Consider the following 23,610-nt stretch of genomic DNA (forward strand, 5'->3'; position numbering starts at 1 on the left):
CAGGCAGGCTCAGGAGTGGGCATCAAAATTCTCTAGGCAACGACCCGAGGATATCTGGCTCGCGGAATGGGTAGAGAGATTGTCCCTAGCCCTGGCATCTGATGACGGACTCGCTGATCTCTATGCCCTCATGCTGTCTCCTGAACAGCATGGGATTGACATGCGAAGCAGTTCCCCATTCGCTGGGGTACTCACACAAAGCGAGCGCACCGCGGTTCTGCGCGCTTTTGAGAGCGAATGGGCAGCATGACCGACGACGAGTTGGAGCACCTCATTCGGTCATCCGGGGCGATTCTTGGCGATGGTGAAGTGCTAATCATCGGAAGTCAATCGATACTCCCGTGGTTACGCAAATACGCTGGGCATCCGCCACGGCAATGGGCAGATGTCTTCACAATGTCGAGTGAAGTGGACATCATCCCTATCGACAACAACGAGTGGAAGTCCGATCTTATCGACGGCACCATAGGTGAGAGTTCGTATTTCCATCAGACCTTTGGGGTCTATGCGCAAGGCGTCTCGCTCGAGACGGTGAGGGCTCCAGTTGGATGGCAATCACGATGCTACCCGTTGCTTAATGCAAACACTGGAGGTGTAGTCGGTCGTTGCATGCACCCCATGGATCTCTTCATTGCTAAAACCATAGCCAATCGCCCGAAAGACGGGCCCTTTCTCGATGCCATGATCGAGTACAGCTTGGTGAAACTGGAAGCGCTACTCCATAATGTGGCTAAAGTTCCGGAGTTGAGCGAGGAAGAAATCGAGACCTGGCAAGCCCTCATAGTGGGTAGGTTCAAGAGAAGCGAGAATCGCCGGGCGGCCCTAAATTCACAAGTAGTGCCGGTTCCTAGTGGGAACATTCCAGACAATCGCAACACCAGCCCATCTCAAAGACTCTAGATAACGAAAAACGGAGACCTCCATGAACGTCGAAATACGAGACAACAAGCTCTACATCGAAATTGAACTCGATACACCTACTCCATCATCGTCTGGCAAGACGTTGGTGGTGGCCAGCACGCATGGCAATACTGTGACCTCGGCGATGATAAATGGCAAGCCGGGGAGCGTTTGTAGAGACCTTCCGGGAGCGACTGCGCGAGGCTACGGACAAGATGGATCAATTTTTCGGTGATTTGTAAGTCACGCAGACCTCTAGCCGCTGTGAAGTGACTTTACAAGTGACACACATTGAGGGCTGTTTTCACCCAGAGGAATTTTTATAGCCGTTGAACTGCCATAATCTGGTCGGGCTGGGGAGATTTGAACTCCCGACCTCTTGACCCCCAGTCAAGCGCGCTAACCAAGCTGCGCCACAGCCCGTGCGCCCATTCTACCGAACGCACCGCGCCAGAAGGTCGTCGAACACAATCCTTCTCACGTTCGATCAAGATCAGATCTACTCACGTACCCCGAACCGTCGTTTTGACCCCTCACCAGCATCCTCTGTTGCTGCCAGAATACCAGACAGTCGATTCGAGATCTCCATGGTCGCCTCTTCCTGCTGCTCAGTGGCACTATTGATGCGAAGAAGCATCTCGCGCACTTGTCGATTCGCGGTAAGGATATCCTCTAAGGCAATCGCAGCCGCTTCTGCGTTGGTTGCGCCACGCAAGGCTTCTTGAAAACTCTCCTCGAAGCCTTCACCGACCTCAATTGTTCCAGAGCGCACCTCGGCCACTCGATTGGTGATTTCGGACGCGGCACCTCGTGCTCGACTCGCCAACTGGCGAACCTCATCGGCGACTACCCCGAATCCCCGACCAGCCGCACCAGCGCGGGCAGCTTCAATCGCCGCGTTCAAGGCGAGGAGATTTGTCTGATCTGCAATACTTTGGATAGTAGACACCATGGCGTCAATCAGCTTTGTCTTCTCGGAGAGGCGTGCTAACGTGACCGAGGTCTCGGTCATGCGCCGCGAGATCTCATCGATTGTCCCTTTTGCCGCAAAAAAAACATCCCGACTTTCAGCGGCTCTCCCATTCACCGAGTCTGCGGCTTCCTTCACGACGCGGGTGTTTGCAGCTACCTCACCAGCGGTCACTGAGAGTTCCTCCACCGCAGCGGCGATCTGACTCACTGCTTCTGTGACCACCGAGGATCGGTGTTGATCCGACTCACGGCGTCGCTGATCGTCGCGCGTACGAGTGGTTACTTCACGCCACTGTACAAGAAAATACTCATCCGATCTGCTCTCAGCGTTGCGGACAAGGTGGATCCTGGCCACGAACGCTCGTCCCTCAACGTTGTAATCGAGCTCAACGTGATCGAGCGTCTGCGTCGTGCGCAGACGCTGCAGCTCCCGGCGAGCCCGATCAGGATGTTGAAAAAGTTGATGCAGCTCCCCAGCTCCGCCAACGGAACTCAGTCGCAGCTGTCGCTCGGCATAGGGAGTCACATACGTGATGTGCGCGTCGCTATCAGGAGTCGCGAGTGCAACGAGCACCTCAAGGTGGTCAAGCACCTCCCTTTCTGGTACACTCGAACGCCGTAGGCCAGCAAAAGCTCTTCCCATGTGAGCTTCATCGGCACAATTGCGATGAGCTTGACCCAGACCGACTATCTGCTGTTAGGCAAAACAGGCCAACGGGCCGCCGTGATAGGCAATCATCGCCCCGAATGCAGCCACCACATCTACCGACCCTCCAGGTGGTGTCCCCGTCAACTCAGCCATAGCCCGGTACAGATTGCCAACGATACGCTCAGGGTCATGCCAGTCGGCGAATTCACCCAAGTCGACACTTTTGGCGGCCTCCAACGGCTGAACACCAGCCTCGATGGCCTGACCCGCCACTTGTTCGACAAATCTGAGGTAACGTTCGATATCCCTAAACACATCCATACCGCACGGTTCGCCATGCCCAGGAATGACCGTTTGCACATCGAGGGAGCGCAAGGTTTCAAGGGAGTGAAGCCAACCTTGGACCGAACCCATCAGGGCAAAAGGAGTACCACCGTTGAAGGCGAGATCGCCAGCGAACAGGATGCGGTCATCCGGGAAGTAGACGACGCAGTCACCGAGCGTATGTGCTGGATGTCCAAGGTGTCGAAGTTCTACTCGGTGTTCGCCCATCTGCAATGCTAGTTCCGAAGCAAAGGTAAGATCAGGAAGCCGAAGCTCGATATCTCCCCAATCTACTGGCGTAAACAATCCCGGTGGCGGCACCGCAAAACCATTGGCCATCTCCTCGGGGACCGTCACGTGGCTCACCAGAAAGCTTGGATCGATCGTAGCATTTCCGTTCGTGTGATCACCATGGTGATGAGTGGCCACCATCCCAGTACGGTCGCCAACCCCAAGTCGACGAGCTTCACCAAGGAGCGCCTCCGTGCGCGCCACCGTAGCTGCAGAATCGATGAAGTAAGAAAGCTTATGATCGGGGATGATTCCCGCGTTGTTGAGGTACCAAGATCCATCACGTTGGATGTAGGCAAAAATCCCATCGCCAATCTCAAGTGTCTGGGTTTCAAATGCGTGAATCATCGAAGCGCCTACGAAACGAGATCCATGATCGCCGTCAACACACACCCGCGCAGCCCATCGCTACACTCCAAGTCGTCGGCCAACCAACTAGAGCACATGGTGAAGCCAAAGAATCAGCTGGATAAGACGATATGTCAAGTACAACACCGTAGCAACAATCAAGAGCTTGAAGTGCCAAGGCTTCTTCTTAGGCGCCGCGATAACGGTGCCACAGCCCGGACAGTGTCCCTCGCGGTCGATCTCCTCTGAGTCTTGAAATCGCTCACAATTCTCGCACCACGGCATACTGTGAGTCTACCAGCTGCTGCCGACCAACCCCTAGACCGGAGGTACGCCGTGCCTTCGACCGGAGAAGAACCGATCCCGTCGACTGGCTCGTTCGAATCGCGCGATAAGTTCTTGCCGCAAGAAACGCCCTTCGATGATCGCATCGATTACCAGGTCACTCGCCAATCGAAGAAGGTCAACGTCCTTCTCATACTCCTCGCGCTTGACGCGTACGAACTCAGCACGCTCTTCGGGATCCTCGATACTAGCAATCTTGTTGTAGTAGACAGCGTTCACGGCGGGCTCCGGCCCCATCACAGCGATGGCAGCTGATGGTAATGCAATCGTGGCCTCAGGAGAGAAGCCTGGACCGCACATCGCGTAGAGTCCGGCCCCGTAGGCTTTGCGCACGATCACCGAGATCTTGGGCACCGTCGCCTCGGCCACCGCGGTGATCATCTTGGCACCGTGGCGAATAATCCCCTGACGCTCTACCTGGGATCCGATCATGAATCCCGGAACATCCGCCAAGAATAGCAAGGGGATATTGAAGGCGTCACAGTTCCAGATGAAGCGAGCTGCCTTGTCGGCTGAGTCTCCAAAGAGGACTCCTCCCTTAGACATCGGGTTATTCGCCACAATCCCAATCGCTGCACCGTTAAGACGAGCGAAGCCCACCAAAATTTCAGTCGCAAACAAGGGTTTTATTTCGAAGAAACTCCCGGCATCGACGAGGGAGTTGATCACCACATGCATGTCATAACCTTGCTGGGCCTGAGACGGAATCATCGAGTCATCAAACTCAGCAACCGGATCCACGGCCTCCTCAAGTGGTGGATCCTCCTCATAACTCGTTGGGAGATAGGAGAGATAGGCGCGAGCCGCTATGAGCGCCGCCTCATCATCGGCTACGAGGTTGTCACCACACCCAGAGACCGAAGCATGCATCCGTGCTCCGCCCATCTCTTCGAGGGTCACCCTCTCCCCGATCACGACCTCCGCCATTCGCGGTGAGCCAAGATACATCGAAGCGTTCTTTTCGACCATAAAGACCACATCGCAGAAGGCAGGGATATAGGCGCCGCCCGCGGCAGAAGGGCCGAAAAGACAACAGATCTGGGGCACCCTGCCGGAGAGACGAACCTGGTTGGCAAAAATACGTCCTGCACCACGACGGCCAGGGAAGAGGTCTACTTGATCGGTAATTCGCGCACCCGCAGAATCCACGAGATAGAAGATCGGCAACATCTCGGCATAGGCCAACTCGGTAATCCGGATGCTCTTTTCGACGGTGCGTGCACCCCAAGAGCCAGCCTTAACCGTCTGATCATTGGCCATGATTGCGACCGGCCGCCCATCGATCGTACCAGTACCGGTGATCACACCATCAGCTGGCAGCCCAGGATCACGCTCGTTGGCAAAGAGGCCATCCTCTCGGAACGAACCCTGGTCGACGAGTAACGAGATACGCTCCCGGGCATGCAATTTTTCTGCCTTCCGCAACTTCTCCTCGACCAAGCGCGGCCAGCCATACTTGATCTGTTCCGCCCGCTCCGTTATGCGTTCATTCATGCTGCTCCCACCTGTATGACCAATCCGCGATCTAGGCTAATCCCTGCGTCGAACCCGCAACTTGACCGGGGTCGAACCCAGGTTATATCGATCACGAATTCGATTCTCTAAGAACTTTAAGTACGAAGCCGTGAGCGGTTTGCTCGCAAACAACGTAAACGTTGGTGGCTCCGTCGCCCCTTGCACAATGTAGAGTATTCGACCCTCTCGCGGTGGATTTGCCCCTTGAAGCGAGCGCAAGAATCGATTGAGCTCACCGGTGGGAACTCGCGATCGATAGGCAGTCTGGGCCTCAAAGATCTTCGGGAGCAACCGATGCACTCCCTTGCCGCTCTGTGCCGATATCCGCATCGGCTCCACCCCAGTCAGGAAGGATAGCCGGTCGCTCACCTGCGCGTTGACCATCAGTCGTGCGTCATGGTCGAGTAAGTCCCACTTGTTGAGCACAAGAACGATCGGCGAACCCGAAAGATCGATACGCTCCGCAAGACGTTGATCCCAGCCGGTGACGCCTGTCGTGGCGTCCACCACCAAGATGGCTACGTTACAACTATCGATGGCCCGGAGGGTGCGGACCATCGAATAATACTCCGTCGCCTCGGCATATCGTGATCGTCTGCGCAGTCCAGCGGTATCAAAAAACCGTACGGGTCCCATCTCTGTCTCGATCACCGTATCGATGGTATCGACGGTGGTTCCGGGTCGATCGTAGACCACCGCTCGCTCTTGTCCCACCACACGGTTAAACAACGTTGACTTACCAGCGTTTGGTCGACCGACGATCGCCACCGTCAGTTCGAGTGCCTCCAGCCGCACTGCATCAGTGAGCGGCAACTCCTCTTGCTCCTCGACCTCGTTGAGATCATCCAAGAGCGGCATCTCACCAGGGTCGGTGGTAGCAAATCCACCAGTGCGCTCACCGAGTAGATCAAGAAGATCGCCCGTGTTCCGCCCATGCATAGCGGAAATCGCCAGCGGATCCCCAAAACCTAACTGTAAAAACTCATAGATCTGTGGTTCATACCGATCATGGTCGACCTTGTTCGCGACAAGAATGGTCGAGCCTGGACGCCGGTGCAGCATCTTGGCGACATCGAGGTCCTCTTCAGTGACACCTGTGCGGACATCGACTAAGAAGAGTACGATATCGGACTCTCGCACCGCTCGTTCTGCCATCTGCGATACCTTCTGGTCGAGATCATCGCCCTTGTCAAGCCAGCCACCGGTATCCATAAACTCAAAAGTTCGACCTCGCCAGTTGGTTTCACCAACCTTCAAATCGCGCGTGACCTTGGCGCGCTCCTCGACGACCGCAACTCGCCTCCCCACCATACGGTTGAATAGAGAGGATTTTCCGACGTTTGGACGCCCCACGATCGCTACCTTGGTGACCTCAGCCACGGGAACCTCCAATCAAAGGGAAGGCCAGCCCCTCAAGGGCCGCCGCCAAAGAAGCACCATCCGTTGGTACCACCTCAACCTCGCGGGGCAATTCACGTGCATCGAGGCCATCGATAAATCTTCCCTCGCTGAGACAGATATCCGGCAACAGTAGTCGATCCACATCCACATCCGCGATAGCTCGAGCGACATCCTCACCACTCATGAGCCCAGTCACCGCAATATTGCCCCCAAAGAATTCGTTGCGCACCTCTATGACATCAACTGGCAGATGTCCGCCATCTGAGAGTATCCGTTCGAGCGCAAGTTTTCCATACACCGAGGTGATGATCGCCATCGACAGCGAGCCCTTTGTACGACGCTCCCCAAAACCCTTCGAGCGAAAGCGGACCGAGCGGTAGCCGAGGGCTGGAGCTCCATCGATGGAGGCAAAAAACCCCGAATGACTCACCGCCTTCGATCGTTCGCGAAGGAGGAATTCGCGTTCAAAAGCCCTTGTCACCCCTACCCCATTCTCTAGTTGCTCGAAGTTCTCATAGGTCGACGGAATCGGAAACTCCACTTCACCTAAGAGATAGAACTCGTCCGAACAGTAAAACAGCGTTTTCCCAAGCATCGCCCGGGCAACGGCTGCATACTCCTCGACGGTCGCAATAGCTTCTTGCGCCTCTGTCTTGGTCATCGGACGCATTCTTGGTTCCTTGGTATACTTCGAGACCCCCAGCGGCACGACGCCGACCGAGGCCAGTTTTGGGAACTGCAACAAAATATCGGTCAACGTTGCACGCAGATGGTCCCCGTCGTTGATGTCCGGTGCAAGAACAATCTGCCCATGGACAGTGACACCTGCATCAAGAAGATGCTCCAACCATCGAAGGGAGGTTGCCCCACGCCGGTTGCGCAACATCTCCGACCGCAACAAGGGGTCTGTGGTATGGATGGAGACATACAACGGACTCAACCGTTCGGTGATAACACGTTCGAAATCGGCTTCAGTAAAACGAGTTAGTGTCGTAAAGTTGCCGTAGAGGAAAGAGAGTCGGTAGTCATCGTCTTTGACATAGAGCGTACGCCGGAGGCCCTTTGGAAGTTGATAGATAAAACAAAATTCACAGTGATTGTCACAGGTTCGGACCTTATCAAAGAGAGCATCTGAGATCTCCATACCAACTAACGTGCCCGCAGGCTTGTCGATCGGGAGCTCTAGTTCAAGACCGGAACGCTCGATGGTGACGATAGGATCCGGGCCATCGACAAGCTGCTGATAGTCGATGATATCCCTCGGAGGGACACCATTGACTGCGACGAGGGCATCGCCGGCGACGACCCCTCCTCGCTCCGCGGGGGAGCCTGGAGAAACACGGAGAATCGAGGGGTGAGGCATACAGGACCAGCCTAAAGGGTGCGACTCGGTTTCAACGGCAATCCCAGGTGTTTCGATCCCGCCTAGACTGAGGAGAGTGAGGGTAGAAAAGGTCATTTTGGCATCCCCGCGTGGATTCTGCGCAGGCGTCGAGAAGGCGATCAACGCCCTGGCTTGGATGGTCCGTATCTTCCCACCCCCCATCTACTGTTATCATGAGATTGTTCATAACAAGCTGGTAGTCGAGACCTTCACGAGAGTCGGCGTCATCTTCGTCCAAGACATCGCCGATGTCCCCAAAGGTTCGCCGATCATGCTCAGCGCACATGGATCAGCCCCGGGGGTCATTGAGGATGCCCGTAGGCAGGATGGAACCGTGATCGACGCGGTCTGCCCACTGGTGACCAAGGTCCACCACGAGATTCGCACGCGTGCCAAGAAGGGGTATCGTATTGTCTACATCGGCCATCGCGGTCATGAAGAGGCGGTCGGTGCTATCGCTGAGGCACCAGGCTCGGTTGACTTCGTTGAGACAAGCGCCGACGTCGATGCACTCGCCAAAGATGATCGCCCGATCGCCCTATTGGCACAAACCACCCTTGCGGTTCCGGAGTGGAGCGCACTGGCCGACCAAGCAAAGGAGCATCTTGGCGAGGTGTGGATGCCAGGTCGCTCGGATCTGTGTTATGCGACCACCAACCGACAAGCTGCGGTTAGCGCCATTGCTCCTCGCGTCGATACCCTCATCGTGATCGGCTCCGAGAACTCATCGAACACGCGCGCACTTGAGCGAGTCGCCAGGAGTCATGGCGTCGCCAACGTGCTGCGGATCAACTCAGAGATGGAACTACCTGACGATCTGACTGGGATCGTCGGCATCACCGCCGGTGCCTCGGCGGCTGAGGATGTCGTCGCGCGCGTCGTCGATCGGCTTGCGCCAGTTGAGGGCTGCGAGGTCGTCACCTCAACCGTCGAGGAGGAGTTCTTCCCAGCTCCACCCGAATTACGAGAGTTACTCAGCGGACTCACCGCGGCAGCGGCGCTCCTTCTTGACAAAGACCTACCACCTGAGGTTGGACGACACGACTCCGCCCGCGATGCGCTTGAGGACCTTACCAATGAGCCCGCTTGGTCGCCCGAACGATCACCCACCTAGGTCATAGGATCCGTACCAGCGGCGGCCTATCGATCGACGCCTTCCATGGTCAACCCTCAGCCGCATGATGCCCATGCTCGATGACCACAGGCGTCCAACGGTCGCCGGGAGATCTTGCCACGTCCTCGCTGCTCCCCCTAAGCGTTTTCTAGAGCGTCGAACGCAGCCGGACCCGCTCATGCTCAGCCTGAGTGCGCAGTCGATTCAACTCCGACCTCAGCTGTTCGGTCAGTCTGGTAATCTCCGAGCGGCGTACCCTCGCGGTGGAGACGTTGCCCGAACGCACTGACAGCGGCATCAGCGAGGCACCCACCTCGATCGCGATGGGTGCAGGATAGATGAGCCTGGCGCCCACCGGCATCGCCTGTTCAGAACCAGCAATACCGACAGGGACAATGGGCACCATGGCCTTGAGTGCCAGATAGGAGGCTCCCTCTTCGAGATCCTCCACCATGGCACCTCTACGGCGTGTTCCCTCAGGAAAGACCACGAGACTCGATCCAGAGAGGAGCGCTGCCTGGGCAATCTCCACCGCATCGCGGTCGGTGCCGTCCCGGTCAACAGGAAAGCCACCGAGAAGCCGCAAAAGTTTGGCGAAGATCGGATTGGAAAAGATGCCCGATTTAGCCATGTACGTCATCGGATCACGGGTGATAGAGCCGACCAACAGCGTATCGATATTCGAACGATGCGTGGGTGCCAGGATATAGGGAGGCTTTGGCATCGGAGTCTCATAATGCACCGTCGCCAACCAGAAATGGCGATTCCAGCCCTCCACGGTTCGCTGTGCCCCCTGATAGAAGCGCCGCTCGAAGGCAGATGGTGCGATGTAGCGCGTTCGATCCATTAGCTTGGGGCCTCGACAGAGGCGCGCTCTGACTGGAGAGCCACGAGGCGAGCCATGCGCTCGACCAGGACTTCGATTGGTTCATCCGAGTTATCCACCAGAAATGCGTCACGAGCCATCCTCAACGGCGCATCACGACGTACTGAGTCCTTTCGATCGCGATCGATCAACTCCAACCCCTCCTCCGGCCGCCGCTCGATGCGGATCTGTTGGCGCGCGACAAGATAGAACTTGCAGATCGCCTCGGGCCATACTACCGATCCGATATCACGACCCTCCACGACGCACGAGCCGAGGCTACTGATCTGCGCCCGCTCCAGCTCCAAGATACGCCGTCGTACCGTAGAGTCCGCTGCGACCAGTGAGAGGATCTGCTGGACCATCGGTAAACGCAGCTCCTCGCCGAGATAACCGTCATCAAGCAGAGCACGATCCCCTTTGACGGTGATCCGGTGATGATCAAACCAATCCTCCACAGAACCGGGCTCCAATCGATCTTCGCTGAGGACAGGCGCCAGGCCCCAGGCGGCGACCCGAAAAAAAAGTCCTGTCGACAACATCGGCACAGCAAGACGTTCTGCGAGCCGCGAAGCGATAGTCGACTTTCCTGAACCCCCTGGTCCGTCGATGGCAACAATTGCCATCGTCACTATGACCAGACTTCCTGAATACGTCGGCCAGAACCCACTTCTACCTTTCGCCTACCAGCTGCTAGAATAGCAGGAAGAGAGCTGGTGAGGCACCTCTTCGTCAAGGATGAAGCGGAGCTTCTCGTTGGTTGTGTGAGCAAACCTACTGCAGGTGAACGGAAGGCGAAAGATCCAAGAAAGGTGATCAATGGCGGAATCTCGATATGTAAAGGATAGAGGGTTAAGTGCTCGCATGGCATTCACGATCTTTCTTCTTGGGCTCGTCTACGTTCTCTTTTTTGGGCTCTTGATCGCGGTTGGTGTTGGCGCCATCACGGTCGTGATCATCGCCGTCGCCCTGCTCGTGGCGCAGCTCTACTTCTCAGACCGCATTGCGCTCTTTGGGATGCATGGTCACATCGTCACCCAGGAACAGGCACCCGAGCTTTACCAGATCGTTGCCCGACTCACCACTTTGGCCGACATGCCGATGCCAAAGATCGCCATCTCTGAACTCGACGTCCCCAATGCCTTCGCCACCGGACGGAGCCCCAAGAACGCAGTGGTGTGTGTCACCCGTGGCCTGATGCGTCGACTACCCCCGCAAGAGCTCGAGGCCGTCTTGTCGCATGAACTCAGCCATATCGCGCATCGGGACGTTGTGGTGATGACGATCGCTTCCTTCCTCGGCGTACTCGCCGGCCTGCTGACCCGATTGATGTTCTACTCTGAAATCTTTGGTGGCATGATGGGAGGAGGCTACGGTGGCGGGCGTGGCCGTGGAGGAGGTCGTGGCAACGGTGGGGGAAATATTATCGCCATCGAGATGACGATCATGCTGATCTCGGCAGTCGTGTATGCCATCAGTTTCTTGCTCATCAGTGCTCTCTCTCGCTATCGCGAATTAGCCGCTGACCGCGCAGGAGCCATCCTGATTGGGCGCCCAGCAGCCTTGAAATCAGCGCTTCTCCGCATCTCTGGAACAATGGGGCAAATCCCTACCAAAGACCTGCGCACCGCACAGGCCTTTAACGCCTTTTTCTTCACCCCAGCCATCAACCCCCGCAATCCATCGCTCGCCTCTGGACTCTTTGCCACCCACCCCAGTATCGAAAAGCGCATCGCACAGCTCGACGAACTCGATCGGGAACTCGGGAAAGCGGAATAGCGTGGGTTTCTTTGCTACCATTTTGGGTAAATCCAAGCAGGTCAATGCAAACCTTGACTCAATCTTTGCCCTGTCGAGTGCCGCCATCACGCTCCAAGTGTCAGCGAACCTTGTACCCACCATGCAGGCGGCCGTGGTCTTCAAGCCGGCCTCCGGGGCGGCGTTCGCCAACACCGAATCCGAGTTCCAAGACGTTCTCAAGGAGATGTCCGACGTCAAGATCTCACTCTCAACCGACTCCTATGGATACCGTTGGGTCGTGATCAACGGCGACGACCTGGAGACCGTCGTAACCGCCTCTCATGCAGTGAACCGCAGTCTTGAGGACCACGGCTTCTCACCGCAGCTCCTCTGTTCGCTCTACCCCTTTCAGGACACGAAGGATCAGAGCATGGTCTACTGGGTCTATCTCTATAAGCGTGGAACGTTCTATCCCTTCGTACCCCTCGCTCACGAACGTCGCGACAACGAAAAGGAACTCTCCCTGAAGGCAATTGTCGGTACCGACCTCCCAGTGGAGACCGACATACAGCGGTGGTTTCCTCTTTGGGATATACCGATTCACCCCTAGCACCACATCAGTCCAAAACCGTAGCTATCGCTCACGCGGGATCACCATCACTTTGAATCGATGGCGCATGCTCGCATCATTCTCATGGCGCGTGACCGCTCCCTCAGGAGGACGAGTCGACCGAGCGCATCACAGTACAGCCAACCGCGGCGATCCACGGGCCCAGCGATCCCTGGCACACGGACTGTTTCAGGTTAACAACAGTGACGAAATTCCTTTTAAGGGCCCTCGCCGCCGGTCTGCCTAGTTCCAGACTCACAATCTGCGTTGATGTCCCTGCCGCACTACTGCCCTCCACCACCAAGTAATTCGTAGGTAGAATACCGATGTTACTGCCGTCATGACCACTACTCCTTGAGCAACCATACCGAAGACAAAACAGCGGTGATGGATCAGGTAGATACGATCGACAGGTGCAGACTAAGCAGATAATCCACCAGAACGATTGAATACGCTATGTTTATCTACCAGTCTCACGAGTTCCTCTCGTGGCACTGGTTTTGAATACAGATAGCCTTGCATGTACTCGCAGCCCAGCTCAGCCAACCGTCGGGCCTGTTGTATGGTCTCAACACCCTCTGCGATAACATCCATGTTGAGCCCATTAGCGATAGCGATGATAGCTGTCACCAACGTATCTGATACCGATACACCGCCACCGAGCGTCTCAACGAACGACCGATCAATTTTAAGCAAATCGACGGGTAACGTCCGCAAGTACGCTAGAGAAGAGTATTCAGTCCCGAAATCATCAAGGGCAACACGCACCCCTCGACTGCGTAACTTCTGTAGTTGCCCATCCGTCATCGTAAGATCACTCATGAGCGATGATTCAGTGATTTCGACACAAACTGCCTCACCGTCGAGGCGCGACTCCCTCAAAGCAGCGACCAGCAAAATGTCAATCCTATCCCTGCGGAACTGTTCGACCGAGAGGTTGACGTTCAGACGTGCACGTGCGAGAGCTGGGTGAGATGCTCTGATGGTGACGAGGTCTTTAACCGCGTTGACAAGAACCCATCTACCAATGTCAATGATCGCGCCGGTCTGTTCAGCGAGCTTGATGAACTGGTCCGGGGCCAGAACCCCATGCTTTGGGTGGCGCCACCTGACGAGAGCTTCAACGGCCACAATAGTATTTGACTTCATGTCGACAATAGGATGATATACCAGGAAGAGTTCTTCTTGGCGAACCGCGTTATGCAGATCGACTTCGAGATCCGCATGGGCCTCTACTGACTTACGAATACTATCAGTGAACACCGCAATGGAACTGGGACTGCTGGACTTCGCTTCATACATTGCAAGATCCGCATTCTCTATGAGTCTCTGGACATCCAATGTGGAATCGATGGTAGCGATCTCTATCCCCACCGCAGCTGAGATACGATAGACCGACTGATGGACATTGATCGTCCTCCCAAGTGCTTCGGTGATGTTCGCAGCTATCGTTATCGCATCTGATGCGTCAGCAATATCTCTTTCGATGACGACAAACTCATCGCCGCCCATTCTGAACACTGCGCCAGTTTTACTACAGGAGGCTTCTAGACGCTGCGCAACTTCACGTAATACAGCATCACCACCGCTGTGACCCAGCGTATCATTAAGCATTTTGAAACGGTCGAGATCAATAAAAAAAATAGCAATTTTAATACCATAATAACGGCTATTAGCCTCATCAACAAGCGCACTAATATATTCATCAAGGTACTTTCGATTACCAAGCCCGGTTAAATAGTCATGAGTGGATTGATAGTGGAGCCGCCGCTGGGCGTCATCTGACTCTCCCAGTGCGGAAGACAATCTGATGAGCGCAAGGAGTGCGACCACAAAAGCCAACCCACCAAGTATGTTCCGAGTGAAAGTAGTCTCGTTAGGAGCAAGCAAGAGAATTGGCATCGCGAGAAAACTCACCCCTATTATGACTAGTCTTGGAATGAGACGAGGATTACGGTTTACAGATGATGGTTCTGTAAGTGTATGTACAGTAGGATCGACCGTCATTAAGATGAATGTCAATAATGAAACCGAATACGGTAGGTTCATTAATCCGAAGGAGAGATTGATCCGATGAACCTCATCCAGCAAATAGAGAGCGTCTCCAATGAACATCGAACACATCGTAAGTAACAATAAGACATCAGTGGTTGTCAGCCGCCTCTGTAGCAGCAGCTCAATTCGCACCGTCAAGGATACCAAGACGGCCGACAGAGTAGGGTATATTGCCAGCACGATGATCACTCGAAGTGAAATATGTTGGTTAGCCAGTGGACTGATAATAAAAGCCCATGCGATTCCGAATATCAGCACTCCGGTCATGAGGGTTTCGATGATCGCACCATTGCGATTTGCTTTCGGTCCCTCCTGTATTTTAAGAATCCCACTCAACACGATCACTAGGAGCACGTATCCTGAGAGGGAGACCACGCTGGGCAACCAAGGCCGATTCGGCGTGAGATTACCGAAGGAGTGCAAGAGTGCCCGTAACGCGGATCCGATCATGAACATAACGAGCGATGTTGCTATGAGCACCCAGACCCATACTTGGTTTGGTCGGTAACGCAGTACATACCGGATGATACTGGCTAGCGTAACGATTCCTAAGAGCGTATAGGCAAGTGTCATTTCAATGTGGAGGAATTCGAGAGATTCGATCAGCACCCATAGGGTGATGAAACCCAGGGCAGCAGGCCGCTTCAGGAGATTACGGGCCTCGTCAGAAACCAGCGACTGGGGATACTTGCGGGCGATCCATTGCGGAAGCTTTGCATGAGGGTCTTCGCCAGTCGCTTGATGCTGTCTTGCAATGGGGCACATAAGTATTCCATCGGCAGCCTGCGTCAGGCGCTTAAGCAACCCTTCAGCGTCCTTGCACTGCCGATGCTCTCCTGAAGTCCATGGTCAACAAAACCCCGTCGTTCTGCGTATGCTATTGCACATAAGGGATATCCATCTGAGCCGGCTCCTGGTCAGGGGGCCGATCTCCAGGGGTGTTCTGCGTGAGGCCGGTCGAAGGTCGGCGGATGCCCTCGTCTCCACGGCGGCACCTTCTTCGACTTGGAGCTGGCGGTAGCGCACCGGGTCGTGGTCGACAGCGAGCTCGAGCAGTCGGTAGAAGAGGAGCCCCCGACTCGTCAAGCGTCGGCGATTGAAGCGCAAAGACCCGCTCGTTGAGGTAGTTCGAGAGATAAGCCTCGTCGAAGCGACCCTGATGAGTGCTCGCGAGCCACCGTTTGGCGAGCGAGGCAACCCGATGCACACCCGGGAGCACGACGTGGGCGGGCTGCCCACTGCGCTTGACATTGATCGGCTTGTGGACGTAGCGGTCTCGGATGGCTGGCGGATAGCTCGACCAGGTATCAGTGACGATCAACGATCCCTCTTCGACGTTCTCGGTGACGAAACGCTCGAACGAGGCCGCAGACGCGTCGGTGAGTACTTCCATGCGGCACCGACCGAACCCTCGGAGCTCGACGGCCACGCCGACCAGGACCTTCTTGCCCTTCTGCTGGCCGCCACGAAGCCCGGGCTCTTCGCCACCGAAGTAGGTCTCGTCAACTTCGACGGTGCCGGTGAGCCGGTCGCGTCCGGGACGGACAAGCACCGAGCGGAGTCGGTGCAACATCGCCCAGGCCGTCTGGTAGGCGCCGAACTCAAGGATCCGCTGCAGGCTCTGTGCCGAGACCCCGTCCTTTACCGTCGCGAACTGCCAGCACACCGTGAACGGCGTCGGTCGAACAGCGTACCTGCCGTCACGGCCGTGCGCCGGTGGCAGCTGGCGCACTTGAAGCCCCCCCGGCCACGACCCAGTCACTCAGGTTCTCGCACTGCGGGCAGACGAAGCCCTCCGGCCAGCGCAGCCACGCGAGGTAGTCAGCATCGGTCTCGAACCACGACTGGAACTCGCCGGTCGAGCGTGGGTAGTGCACTCCCGCTTTGCGATGGGCGACCATGGCTCCAACATAGTCCACTCAGATGGATATCCCTTTTGCACATATACCGTTACGGCTCCGACCAGGGTGACAAACTCCTCATGTGCAGCCAGTCCCTACCTGCACTAGAACTGACCCGCAGAGTTCGGGTAGGCCACGGGTACTGTAGTCCTGCCATTGGGTTCTCCGCTTCGCGAAGATCGAAGCCACCTGGGCAAGGACGCCAGCAACCGACTCACCCTAGGTGCAATCAGCCCCGATTCCACACATAATGATTTCGTCAGGACTGTCAGACACTTTACGCATCAAAGCGGGATCGCTAATCAATTGCTGGAAATCGACAGGACGGGAGACTGGCCTGTAGGTAAAGGCATCAACCAACCACTAGGGTTGGCACATGGTGTTAGCGCAAGACGAAAGCCATGGGAACGAACACATCGATCTAGCCCCTTCGATTTACCGGCAGCGACTGGTAATAGAAGGCCGCAGAGAGCTGCCAATCGGCGATAAGGATATCCAAGAGTATCTCTCGCGCCTCTCGGACGTATGTGGAATGACCCTTCTCATAGATCCCGTAACTCATAGATCCGACCGTTTTGGTTGGGCCGGCTGGGTGCATTGGGAAACCTCCGGCGCCCATTTCTATGCATGGGAGACTCCGCTGGTTTTTTTTAGCGTGGACATTTATACCTGCTTAGCATTCGAACCGAGTACGGCGGTCAGCTTTACGAAGTCCTACTTCGACGCTACCCATATTACATCTAGAGCGTTCTAAAGCGACCATACATGAATACATATATCTAAACTAACTCACTAACCACTATGAATGGGCATCTGACCTTTTACGACAAGAACTTCGGTGGGAATTGAATGCGATATTAACGGTGAACTTTAGGAGCATCCAAGAACTACTACGGAGTCATACATGATTGAACCTACCCCTTTCAGTGTAAACCTGTTTACTACTAATGATCCACGTGTCAAGCCCGCCTTAGAGCTCGAAGCATTAGTATTTCTTCGCGAATTTGGCAACACTTCCAAGGAACTGAATGAGGAATATGGTCCATACGAGAACTATAGCCTCATTTTGTGCGTGACGGATAACTTGACCAATATGATCGCGGGAATGGCGAGAATCATACTGCCTAACGATGCTATTGGCCTCAAGACGCTTAACGATATCGCCCGACAGTGGCCTGAGTTGTATAATGATTCATACTTCGCGGAGCTCTTCCTGTCAACAGATGATCACTGGGACATAGGCACCGTAGCCATTGCTGTTGGTTATCAAGCACCACTAGCTGCAGGTCTCGTGAGCCTAGGATTATATCAGGCAATCACGCAATTAGCTCAGTACTGTCGAGTTGATAGCCTGATCGCATTGCTTGATAGCAAGGTATATCGCATGACGAGATGGAAGTTTCATTCCCCATTTTTGCCGATCCCTGGGGCAAAGGCAAAGCCATACTTAGGTTCTGCAGCCAGTTACCCAGTCTATAGTTGTATAAGCGATTGGGGCGCGCGCCTCAAAGTAAAAGACCCCGCGATCTACGAGATCATCTACGGTGGCACGGGAATAGAAGCTGCTATGTCTCCAATGTCTATTGAGTATGGTGTTTCCCTTATCCAGAACATTGGCTTGATCGTTGATGTGCGTGCCACGACGCCGGATGAGCTGAATATTGCTCCAACACCGATCGTTGATTTATTAGATCCGATACGCTAACGGGAAAACTTTCCATCTCAGTACCTTGCAATACGATGGTAAACTCCAAAAAGCGCTATTTCGTGAGTTATATGGGTGTGACTGAGGCCTCTTTGAGTAAACGGAAAGCCCCTCATGGCACCTCCTCTTCATTTGGAGGCAGCGGTCCATCGATGCCGTTGAGTTTCGCAAGTAAAGGTGCGACAGTTTTAGACTCTTCCATGAGCAAGGTACCATGGTCGTTACATCAAGGCTGCCATTGCCTGACAGTGAATACCGTGAGCAATCCCAACTTGTCCCATGGCGAGTTACACCGAAAACAACAACTGTACTAACGAGAACGCTGGCCCGAACTCTAGCTTCGACGAGAGAGAGCAATATCAGTATCGACGAAACCATCGCTGAACAGCGGAACAAAGCACGTAGCCGTACACCAGATCCACAGAAAAGAACCACGAACTAGAGCAACCCTCTCGTCGCTCCACCATCAACCGCGATCGCCTGGCCAGTGATATAGCCCGCCCACTTTGAGCACAGATACGCGACGAGGTGGCCACAATCATCTGGATCACCGAAGCGACCCATCGGTACTCGCGAGAGCATCCGATCAAGATCGACCCCGGCCTCCTGGAGGGCGACCAGGCGTTGTGTCGCATGAAGTCCGGGAAGGACTGAATTCACCGTCACATCAAAATGTGCCAACTCGAAAGCCGCCGCCTTCAGGTACGCAAGGAGACCGGCTCGCGCCACGTTGGAGGGCATCATCTCCGGATCAGGCTCGCGCACGACATACGAGCTGATTGAGATAATTCTCCCGAACCGACGTGCCCTCATCAATGGGGCTGCCGCTTCCACCAGCTCGATCATCGGTGCGAGTACCAACTCAACGCCCTCATGGAGTTGATCCACTGGCATCGCGCCTAGCGAGGCGTTCTTGGGACCTCCAGCATTCAGCACAAGGATGTCCATATGACCGTGGACATTGAGAAACTGCCGAAGCAACTCTTGCGGTCTCCCAGAGACAGTCAAATCCACGGGTAGATACTGCGCCCCGCGGCCCAGCAGTGAAACCGCCCCCTCGCCAATCTGCTCATCGCGCGCGGCAATCACCACCTCGGCACCCTCTTCCAGCAAAGCTGCGGCCACACTGAAACCAAGGCCGCGAGTTCCACCTGTTACCAGCGCCTTCGCCCCCTTTAAGCCAAGATCCACTACTTCCCTCCCCATCGTCGCGTCCTCTTGGTGACTGCTCGGGCATACGCACGACGATCACCCACCACACCTCCACCACACCTAGCTCCAGCACGGCAGGTGAAACCGGTGGCGCGCCCTAGGCCCACAACCGCTCAGGAACAACTACTGCCCAACCGCTCATCTACCCCAACGGCGCGGCGACAACTGATCCCCCGTTATAGATCGCTACGCCAAGCCTATACCATCGAACTCCCCATGACTGGCCGACCCGCGACTGCGATGAAGGGCCGGAGAAACGGATTGGATAGTGTAGTATTTACTACACAATAACTTGTGAACAAACAGAAAGAAGAGTCCCATGACCCAGCAAGCCGAAAGTATCGTACGTGCCGCCAAGATTCTCTTTGAGAACGGAGTGATGTCCCATACGGGCCACGCCAACCTGTCAGCTCGACTTGGGGACGATAGCATGTTGCTCACCATCGACGGCCAGGTCCGCAACCTCACTGCCGATCGAGTTGCGACCGTTGGACTCGACGGCGTCGTCCGCGAAGGCGATCTCGATCCAACCAACGCTGAGATCATCGCCATGCACTCCGAGATCTATAAACTACGAAGCGATGTTGGAGGCATTATCCACACGCATTCGCCGAGTCTCCTAGCATTCGCAATGGCCAATCAGGCACTCCCCTGCCGCTACGAAGCGCTTCTACGATGGGGCCAGTCCGTCGACGTACCCGTCGCCGCCTGGGCACCGCGTGGATCAGACAAGTCAGTCTCAGCCATCATTGACCAAGCCAAGGCTCACCCCGAGACGAAGGCGGTCATCCTCGGAAACCACGGCGTCTTGGTGTTCGCTAGCGATCCTGTTGCAACCGCACAACTCCTCACCGTTCTCGAAGAGGCGGCCGAAGCAGAGCTGGCGGCAATTGAACTCGGCGGCGCACAATCATTGCCCGAATCAGCCCTGGCTGCTATTCGTGAGTCGATGGCGAGAGTTCGATGACGACACCAGATGTTGCCGCCATTGAGGCTAGTTATCGTGCGTTGACTGGGACCGTTCCTCCCTCTATTGCAGACCGGATACGCATCGCGCGCCTGGCCGATCGGGATGAGAGCATCGTCAGCATCGAAGCGTTGCGAGCCCAGTTGATCATGGACAATCCGCTCGACTCCAAGACCGCGCAGCTCGTTCACTTCGCCCAGCTTCTCGTCCTTGGTGAACACGATGCGGCGACGCTCCACGCTGGTGCCGCCCGTAAAGCCGGGGCGACCCTCAAAGATCTCCTCGGTGTCGTCGAGCTGGCGCTCATCACCGCTGGAATGCCTGCCTACAGCAGAGGCATCGCCATCCTTGCAACCATGTTCCCAGGAGACCAGCTCGAACATGGTGGATGACCTTGGATTCCGACTCGCGAGGGTCGCCCGGCAGTTACGAACGCAGTGGGGAGAGCGGCTGGGAACGCTAGCCCTCAACCAACCGCAGGCGGCGATTCTGCGAACCTTAGCGGGAACTCCGGGCCTCGGGCTTCGCGAGCTCAGTCGAATGATCGGTGCTGATCCCTCAAACCTGCGGCGCGAGATCGAGCGGCTCGCCAAACGCGATCTGCTCGTTGTCGATACTCCACAGCACGTTGGTGTCAAGGCCACGCTCTCCCTCACGACGGCTGGGAAACGGCTGGCCAACGAGACCGAACAACTGGCTCGCACCCAGATGGCATCCACGATAGACCAACTCTCCCTTGCCGATCAAGCTGCACTGACTCGCGTCATCGCCCAGCTCGAGGTGCTCACCGGTATCGCCGAACCAACTCCAGAGGACGAGAAAGGCTCACGATCAACCTCTGGAGTCGGAGCTGGTTGACCGTTGTGATTGGGACCACTTGATCACAACGGCCCGGTAGTCTCGCTCCATCCTCCATCGCGGCAGCTTCGCCTCATCAAGGTAGTTCTCCTAGCCCAACTCGATCGTCGTCGATGAGAGCGCTTCGAGGTCGCGAAAGAAGCCAGGGTAGCTCGTCGCCACCGTCTCAACCCCGTCAATCTCCGTCGTCCCACCGGCCAACATACCCAGTATGGCGGCGGCCATCGCGATACGATGATCAAGCTTGGCGCCCACCCGACGCTGCCCAGCGCCTAATGAGCCAGGTTGGAGTCCTCCATGGACGACCAATCCGTCAGTTAACTTTTCCACTGTAACTCCAAAGGACGTCAACAGCTCGGCGGTCGTCTCGATCCGGTCTGTCTCCTTGATGCGGAGTTCGCCCGCATCATGAATGGTGGTCAGACCACTGGCAAAAGCGGCGGCGACGCACAGGATTGGGATCTCATCGATGAGGCTTGGGATGATCGAACCGCCGACCTCGACACCCTCGAGCGAGGAACCCTGCACTCTCAGGCGCCCATGCTCACGGGTCAAGTGAGCACCCATATGCTCAAGCACCTCAAGGAATCCGGTCCGTGTCGGACCAAGATACATCTCCTCAACATCGAGGTCGGCACCTGGCGTGCAGGCAGCCGCCACAACAAAGAAGGCAGCGGCAGATGGATCGCCCGGTATACGGAGTGAAAAAGGCGACGGTTGCGCGGGGCCCACGATGGTGACGCCGTGCACTTCGCCGTCCTCCGCAAAATCCTCGACAAGATCAATACCGGTCAGTTCAAAGAGCTCCTCCGTGTGTGGCCTGCTCAACACGGGCTCAACTACGGTGACTGGTCCATCGACTCCAAGTGCAGCAAAGAGCAGCGCCGACTTCACCTGCGCAGAGGCCACTGATAGATGAACGGTCCCTGACACTAGCCCCCCACCACACACCATCGCTGGCAGATAGCTGTCACCATTTCGAGCCGAGATTGTAGCTCCAAGCTGGCGAAGCGGATCAATCACGCGCCCCATGGGTCGTTGTCGCAGAGAGGCATCCCCAGTAAAAAAGGAGAGGCCGGGGACCAACGTGGCGACCCCAATCCCTAGGCGTGCACCGGTGCCAGAGTTCCCCAGATCGAGTATCCGATCGGGCTCGATCAGACCCGTGCGACCGGAACTCTCGACCAAGGTCGCCGACCCATCAACCCGCAACGACGCACCGTATCCCTCGATCATTGAGGCGGTGGCGGCCACATCGAGGGCGGTGCTGAGGTGGTCAAGGCGCGATACACCCTGGGCCAGCAACGCCAGCAAAAGAGCTCGATGACTGATCGACTTATCGGGTGGTGGCCGGAGGCTGCCGACAAGGCGAGGCTCGGCAGAGAAGATCCGCGCCTGCACCGTTAGCTCTAAGCCGGGAGGTCGTCACGGAGCCCTATGGCCCCGTGCAAATAGACATGATGAAAAAGCCGACGATCACGATCATCCTCGACGTGCATCATCACTCGAACACAACGCGTCACAGCACCCACTATCGTCAACTCCTGCGCACACATCAGCGGGACATCACCAAATCCAAGTGCCCTCGCTGCAGCGGCAGGAAACATCGAGTGCAGATCCGAAGTGGCCGTGAAGAAGATACTGATCAACTGGTCCTTGTCGAGCTGATTGCGTTCGAGCATGGCACTCACAAGTTCACGCACGTTTTTGTCTATCGCTTCGGCGGTGTCGGCGTCCACCGTCGTCGCACCCCGTACTGCTCGCACACCCATGGCTGACAGGTTAGCGGGCCAACCGGCCGCCGGTGCGCAGGGCGATCAACTCGTCTGTGGTGATATCACGTGATTGGCCAGGCGCCAAAGAGGGATCCACAAGCGTCCCGATGCGGGTGCGAACCAAGCGCGTCACCTCAAATCCACACGCCGAGAGCATGCGACGTATCTGGCGGTTTTTACCCTGTTTGAGAACGATCCTTAAGGTCGTGTTTGAGAGCTGACCAACCCGCTTGGCGACCAACAACTCACCATCGACTTCGATCCCACGGCGCAGTGCTCCGAGCAGATGTGGGGTGGCCTTCCTATCGATCGCAACCAGATACTCCTTCTCGACACCACCTCGTGGATGCATCAAATACTCCGCCAGCGGGCCGTCATTCGTGAGGATCAACAAACCCTCACTCTCGGCGTCCAGACGACCTACTGGGTAGATTCGGCTGTCACATGGCACAAGATCCACCACGGTTGGCCGACCATGAGGATCCTTGGCGGTGGAGACCACCCCAGGTGGCTTATTCAACAGCTTATATTCGAGCGCCTCCGCGATACCGACCGGCGCGCCATCAACGCAGACTGCGTCAGCCGTGACTACCCGACAGCCAAGCCTGGCCACTTCTCCGTTTACCGTAACCCGCCCTGCCTCGATGATCTCCTCCGCGGCACGCCTAGAACCATAACC

Annotated in this window: 23 protein-coding genes, 1 tRNA gene and 1 pseudogene; 11 read left to right on the top strand and 14 right to left on the bottom strand. The window is 56.1% G+C overall.

What is annotated here, in order from left to right; all coding sequences use genetic code 11:
• The 3 genes from M7439_RS02945 to M7439_RS02955 form a co-directional block, all read left to right on the top strand.
• On the top strand, nucleotides 1-250 hold a 250-nt coding region (locus M7439_RS02945), incomplete at its 5' end, for a hypothetical protein (protein WP_308464376.1).
• Complete coding sequence (locus M7439_RS02950) at nucleotides 238-900, top strand: hypothetical protein (RefSeq protein ID WP_308464377.1); 663 nt, start codon at nucleotides 238-240, stop codon at nucleotides 898-900. The genes M7439_RS02945 and M7439_RS02950, both read left to right, overlap by 13 nt.
• Before the next feature lie 22 nt (nucleotides 901-922).
• Complete coding sequence (locus M7439_RS02955; RefSeq protein WP_308464378.1) at nucleotides 923-1,135, top strand: hypothetical protein; 213 nt, start codon at nucleotides 923-925, stop codon at nucleotides 1,133-1,135.
• A gap of 110 nt (nucleotides 1,136-1,245) precedes the next feature.
• On the opposite strand, the gene M7439_RS02960 is transcribed toward M7439_RS02955, so the two are convergent.
• From M7439_RS02960 to M7439_RS02985, 6 genes are all read right to left on the bottom strand, one after another.
• A tRNA-Pro gene (locus M7439_RS02960) sits at nucleotides 1,246-1,323 on the bottom strand.
• Between the two features lie 76 nt (nucleotides 1,324-1,399).
• On the bottom strand, nucleotides 1,400-2,515 hold the full coding sequence (locus M7439_RS02965) for a methyl-accepting chemotaxis protein (protein ID WP_298346706.1): 1,116 nt from the start codon (nucleotides 2,513-2,515) through the stop codon (nucleotides 1,400-1,402).
• A 54-nt stretch (nucleotides 2,516-2,569) separates the two neighbouring features.
• A complete protein-coding gene (locus tag M7439_RS02970) occupies nucleotides 2,570-3,484 on the bottom strand; it encodes an MBL fold metallo-hydrolase (RefSeq protein WP_298346707.1) in 915 nt (304 codons plus the stop codon).
• A gap of 318 nt (nucleotides 3,485-3,802) precedes the next feature.
• The gene (locus M7439_RS02975) at nucleotides 3,803-5,323 is read right to left on the bottom strand and encodes an acyl-CoA carboxylase subunit beta (protein WP_298346709.1); all 1,521 of its coding nucleotides are present in this window, start codon (nucleotides 5,321-5,323) and stop codon (nucleotides 3,803-3,805) included.
• A gap of 36 nt (nucleotides 5,324-5,359) precedes the next feature.
• On the bottom strand, nucleotides 5,360-6,724 hold the full coding sequence (gene der / locus M7439_RS02980; protein ID WP_298346711.1) for a ribosome biogenesis GTPase Der: 1,365 nt from the start codon (nucleotides 6,722-6,724) through the stop codon (nucleotides 5,360-5,362).
• On the bottom strand, nucleotides 6,717-8,108 hold the full coding sequence (locus M7439_RS02985) for a DUF512 domain-containing protein (protein ID WP_298346713.1): 1,392 nt from the start codon (nucleotides 8,106-8,108) through the stop codon (nucleotides 6,717-6,719). Before M7439_RS02985 ends, der begins: the two co-directional genes overlap by 8 nt.
• A gap of 76 nt (nucleotides 8,109-8,184) precedes the next feature.
• Between M7439_RS02985 and ispH the strand changes: the two genes are divergently transcribed.
• Nucleotides 8,185-9,243: a 4-hydroxy-3-methylbut-2-enyl diphosphate reductase gene (gene ispH / locus M7439_RS02990; RefSeq protein WP_298346715.1), complete on the top strand. Its 1,059-nt coding sequence runs from the start codon at nucleotides 8,185-8,187 to the stop codon at nucleotides 9,241-9,243.
• 148 nt (nucleotides 9,244-9,391) lie between these two features.
• Here ispH and M7439_RS02995 read toward each other — a convergent pair whose 3' ends face one another.
• Nucleotides 9,392-10,090, bottom strand: a complete 699-nt coding sequence (locus M7439_RS02995) for a 1-acyl-sn-glycerol-3-phosphate acyltransferase (protein WP_298346716.1) — start codon at nucleotides 10,088-10,090, stop codon at nucleotides 9,392-9,394.
• Nucleotides 10,090-10,734 (bottom strand): d(CMP) kinase, encoded by a 645-nt coding sequence (locus M7439_RS03000; protein WP_298346971.1) that lies wholly within the window; start codon nucleotides 10,732-10,734, stop codon nucleotides 10,090-10,092. The genes M7439_RS02995 and M7439_RS03000 overlap by 1 nt, the downstream gene beginning before the upstream one ends.
• Nucleotides 10,735-10,927: 193 nt before the next feature.
• Here M7439_RS03000 and htpX point away from each other — a divergent pair, with 193 nt between their 5' ends.
• A complete protein-coding gene (gene htpX / locus M7439_RS03005) occupies nucleotides 10,928-11,887 on the top strand; it encodes a zinc metalloprotease HtpX (protein WP_298346718.1) in 960 nt (319 codons plus the stop codon).
• Nucleotide 11,888: 1 nt separating this feature from the next.
• Nucleotides 11,889-12,458, top strand: a complete 570-nt coding sequence (locus M7439_RS03010) for a hypothetical protein (RefSeq protein ID WP_298346720.1) — start codon at nucleotides 11,889-11,891, stop codon at nucleotides 12,456-12,458.
• 420 nt (nucleotides 12,459-12,878) lie between these two features.
• On the opposite strand, the gene M7439_RS03015 is transcribed toward M7439_RS03010, so the two are convergent.
• The gene (locus tag M7439_RS03015) at nucleotides 12,879-15,317 is read right to left on the bottom strand and encodes a bifunctional diguanylate cyclase/phosphodiesterase (protein ID WP_298346723.1); all 2,439 of its coding nucleotides are present in this window, start codon (nucleotides 15,315-15,317) and stop codon (nucleotides 12,879-12,881) included.
• A 186-nt stretch (nucleotides 15,318-15,503) separates the two neighbouring features.
• Nucleotides 15,504-16,414 (bottom strand): annotated as a pseudogene (locus M7439_RS03020) (IS1595 family transposase); the annotation flags it as partial.
• Nucleotides 16,415-16,790: 376 nt separating this feature from the next.
• On the opposite strand from M7439_RS03020, the gene M7439_RS12995 reads away from it, so the two are divergent.
• Both M7439_RS12995 and M7439_RS03030 read left to right on the top strand, forming a co-directional pair.
• On the top strand, nucleotides 16,791-17,168 hold the full coding sequence (locus tag M7439_RS12995) for an S-adenosylmethionine decarboxylase (RefSeq protein WP_374045743.1): 378 nt from the start codon (nucleotides 16,791-16,793) through the stop codon (nucleotides 17,166-17,168).
• Between the two features lie 150 nt (nucleotides 17,169-17,318).
• Nucleotides 17,319-18,119, top strand: a complete 801-nt coding sequence (locus M7439_RS03030; RefSeq protein ID WP_298346729.1) for a hypothetical protein — start codon at nucleotides 17,319-17,321, stop codon at nucleotides 18,117-18,119.
• A 438-nt stretch (nucleotides 18,120-18,557) separates the two neighbouring features.
• Here the strand turns inward: M7439_RS03030 and M7439_RS03035 are convergent, their stop codons facing one another.
• On the bottom strand, nucleotides 18,558-19,325 hold the full coding sequence (locus tag M7439_RS03035; RefSeq protein ID WP_298346730.1) for an SDR family oxidoreductase: 768 nt from the start codon (nucleotides 19,323-19,325) through the stop codon (nucleotides 18,558-18,560).
• 325 nt (nucleotides 19,326-19,650) lie between these two features.
• Here M7439_RS03035 and M7439_RS03040 point away from each other — a divergent pair, with 325 nt between their 5' ends.
• The 3 genes from M7439_RS03040 to M7439_RS03050 are packed head-to-tail and all read left to right on the top strand — an operon-like array spanning nucleotide 19,651 to nucleotide 21,156.
• Nucleotides 19,651-20,298, top strand: coding sequence for a class II aldolase/adducin family protein (locus M7439_RS03040; RefSeq protein ID WP_298346732.1), 648 nt, complete (start codon nucleotides 19,651-19,653; stop codon nucleotides 20,296-20,298).
• Entirely contained in the window at nucleotides 20,295-20,690 is a 396-nt protein-coding gene (locus M7439_RS03045; RefSeq protein ID WP_298335783.1) for a carboxymuconolactone decarboxylase family protein, read from the top strand. The genes M7439_RS03040 and M7439_RS03045 overlap by 4 nt, the downstream gene beginning before the upstream one ends.
• Nucleotides 20,680-21,156 (top strand): MarR family winged helix-turn-helix transcriptional regulator, encoded by a 477-nt coding sequence (locus M7439_RS03050; protein WP_298346734.1) that lies wholly within the window; start codon nucleotides 20,680-20,682, stop codon nucleotides 21,154-21,156. Before M7439_RS03045 ends, M7439_RS03050 begins: the two co-directional genes overlap by 11 nt.
• A 90-nt stretch (nucleotides 21,157-21,246) precedes the next feature.
• Here M7439_RS03050 and aroA read toward each other — a convergent pair whose 3' ends face one another.
• The 3 genes from aroA to M7439_RS03065 are packed head-to-tail and all read right to left on the bottom strand — an operon-like array spanning nucleotide 21,247 to nucleotide 23,544.
• Nucleotides 21,247-22,557, bottom strand: a complete 1,311-nt coding sequence (gene aroA / locus M7439_RS03055) for a 3-phosphoshikimate 1-carboxyvinyltransferase (protein WP_298346736.1) — start codon at nucleotides 22,555-22,557, stop codon at nucleotides 21,247-21,249.
• 8 nt (nucleotides 22,558-22,565) lie between these two features.
• Nucleotides 22,566-22,928, bottom strand: a complete 363-nt coding sequence (aroH, locus tag M7439_RS03060) for a chorismate mutase (protein WP_298346738.1) — start codon at nucleotides 22,926-22,928, stop codon at nucleotides 22,566-22,568.
• A gap of 10 nt (nucleotides 22,929-22,938) precedes the next feature.
• The gene (locus tag M7439_RS03065) at nucleotides 22,939-23,544 is read right to left on the bottom strand and encodes a pseudouridine synthase (RefSeq protein ID WP_298346740.1); all 606 of its coding nucleotides are present in this window, start codon (nucleotides 23,542-23,544) and stop codon (nucleotides 22,939-22,941) included.
• Nucleotides 23,545-23,610: the final 66 nt, after the last annotated feature.

The organism is Ferrimicrobium sp. (assembly GCF_027319265.1).
Taxonomy (GTDB): Bacteria; Actinomycetota; Acidimicrobiia; order Acidimicrobiales; family Acidimicrobiaceae; genus Ferrimicrobium.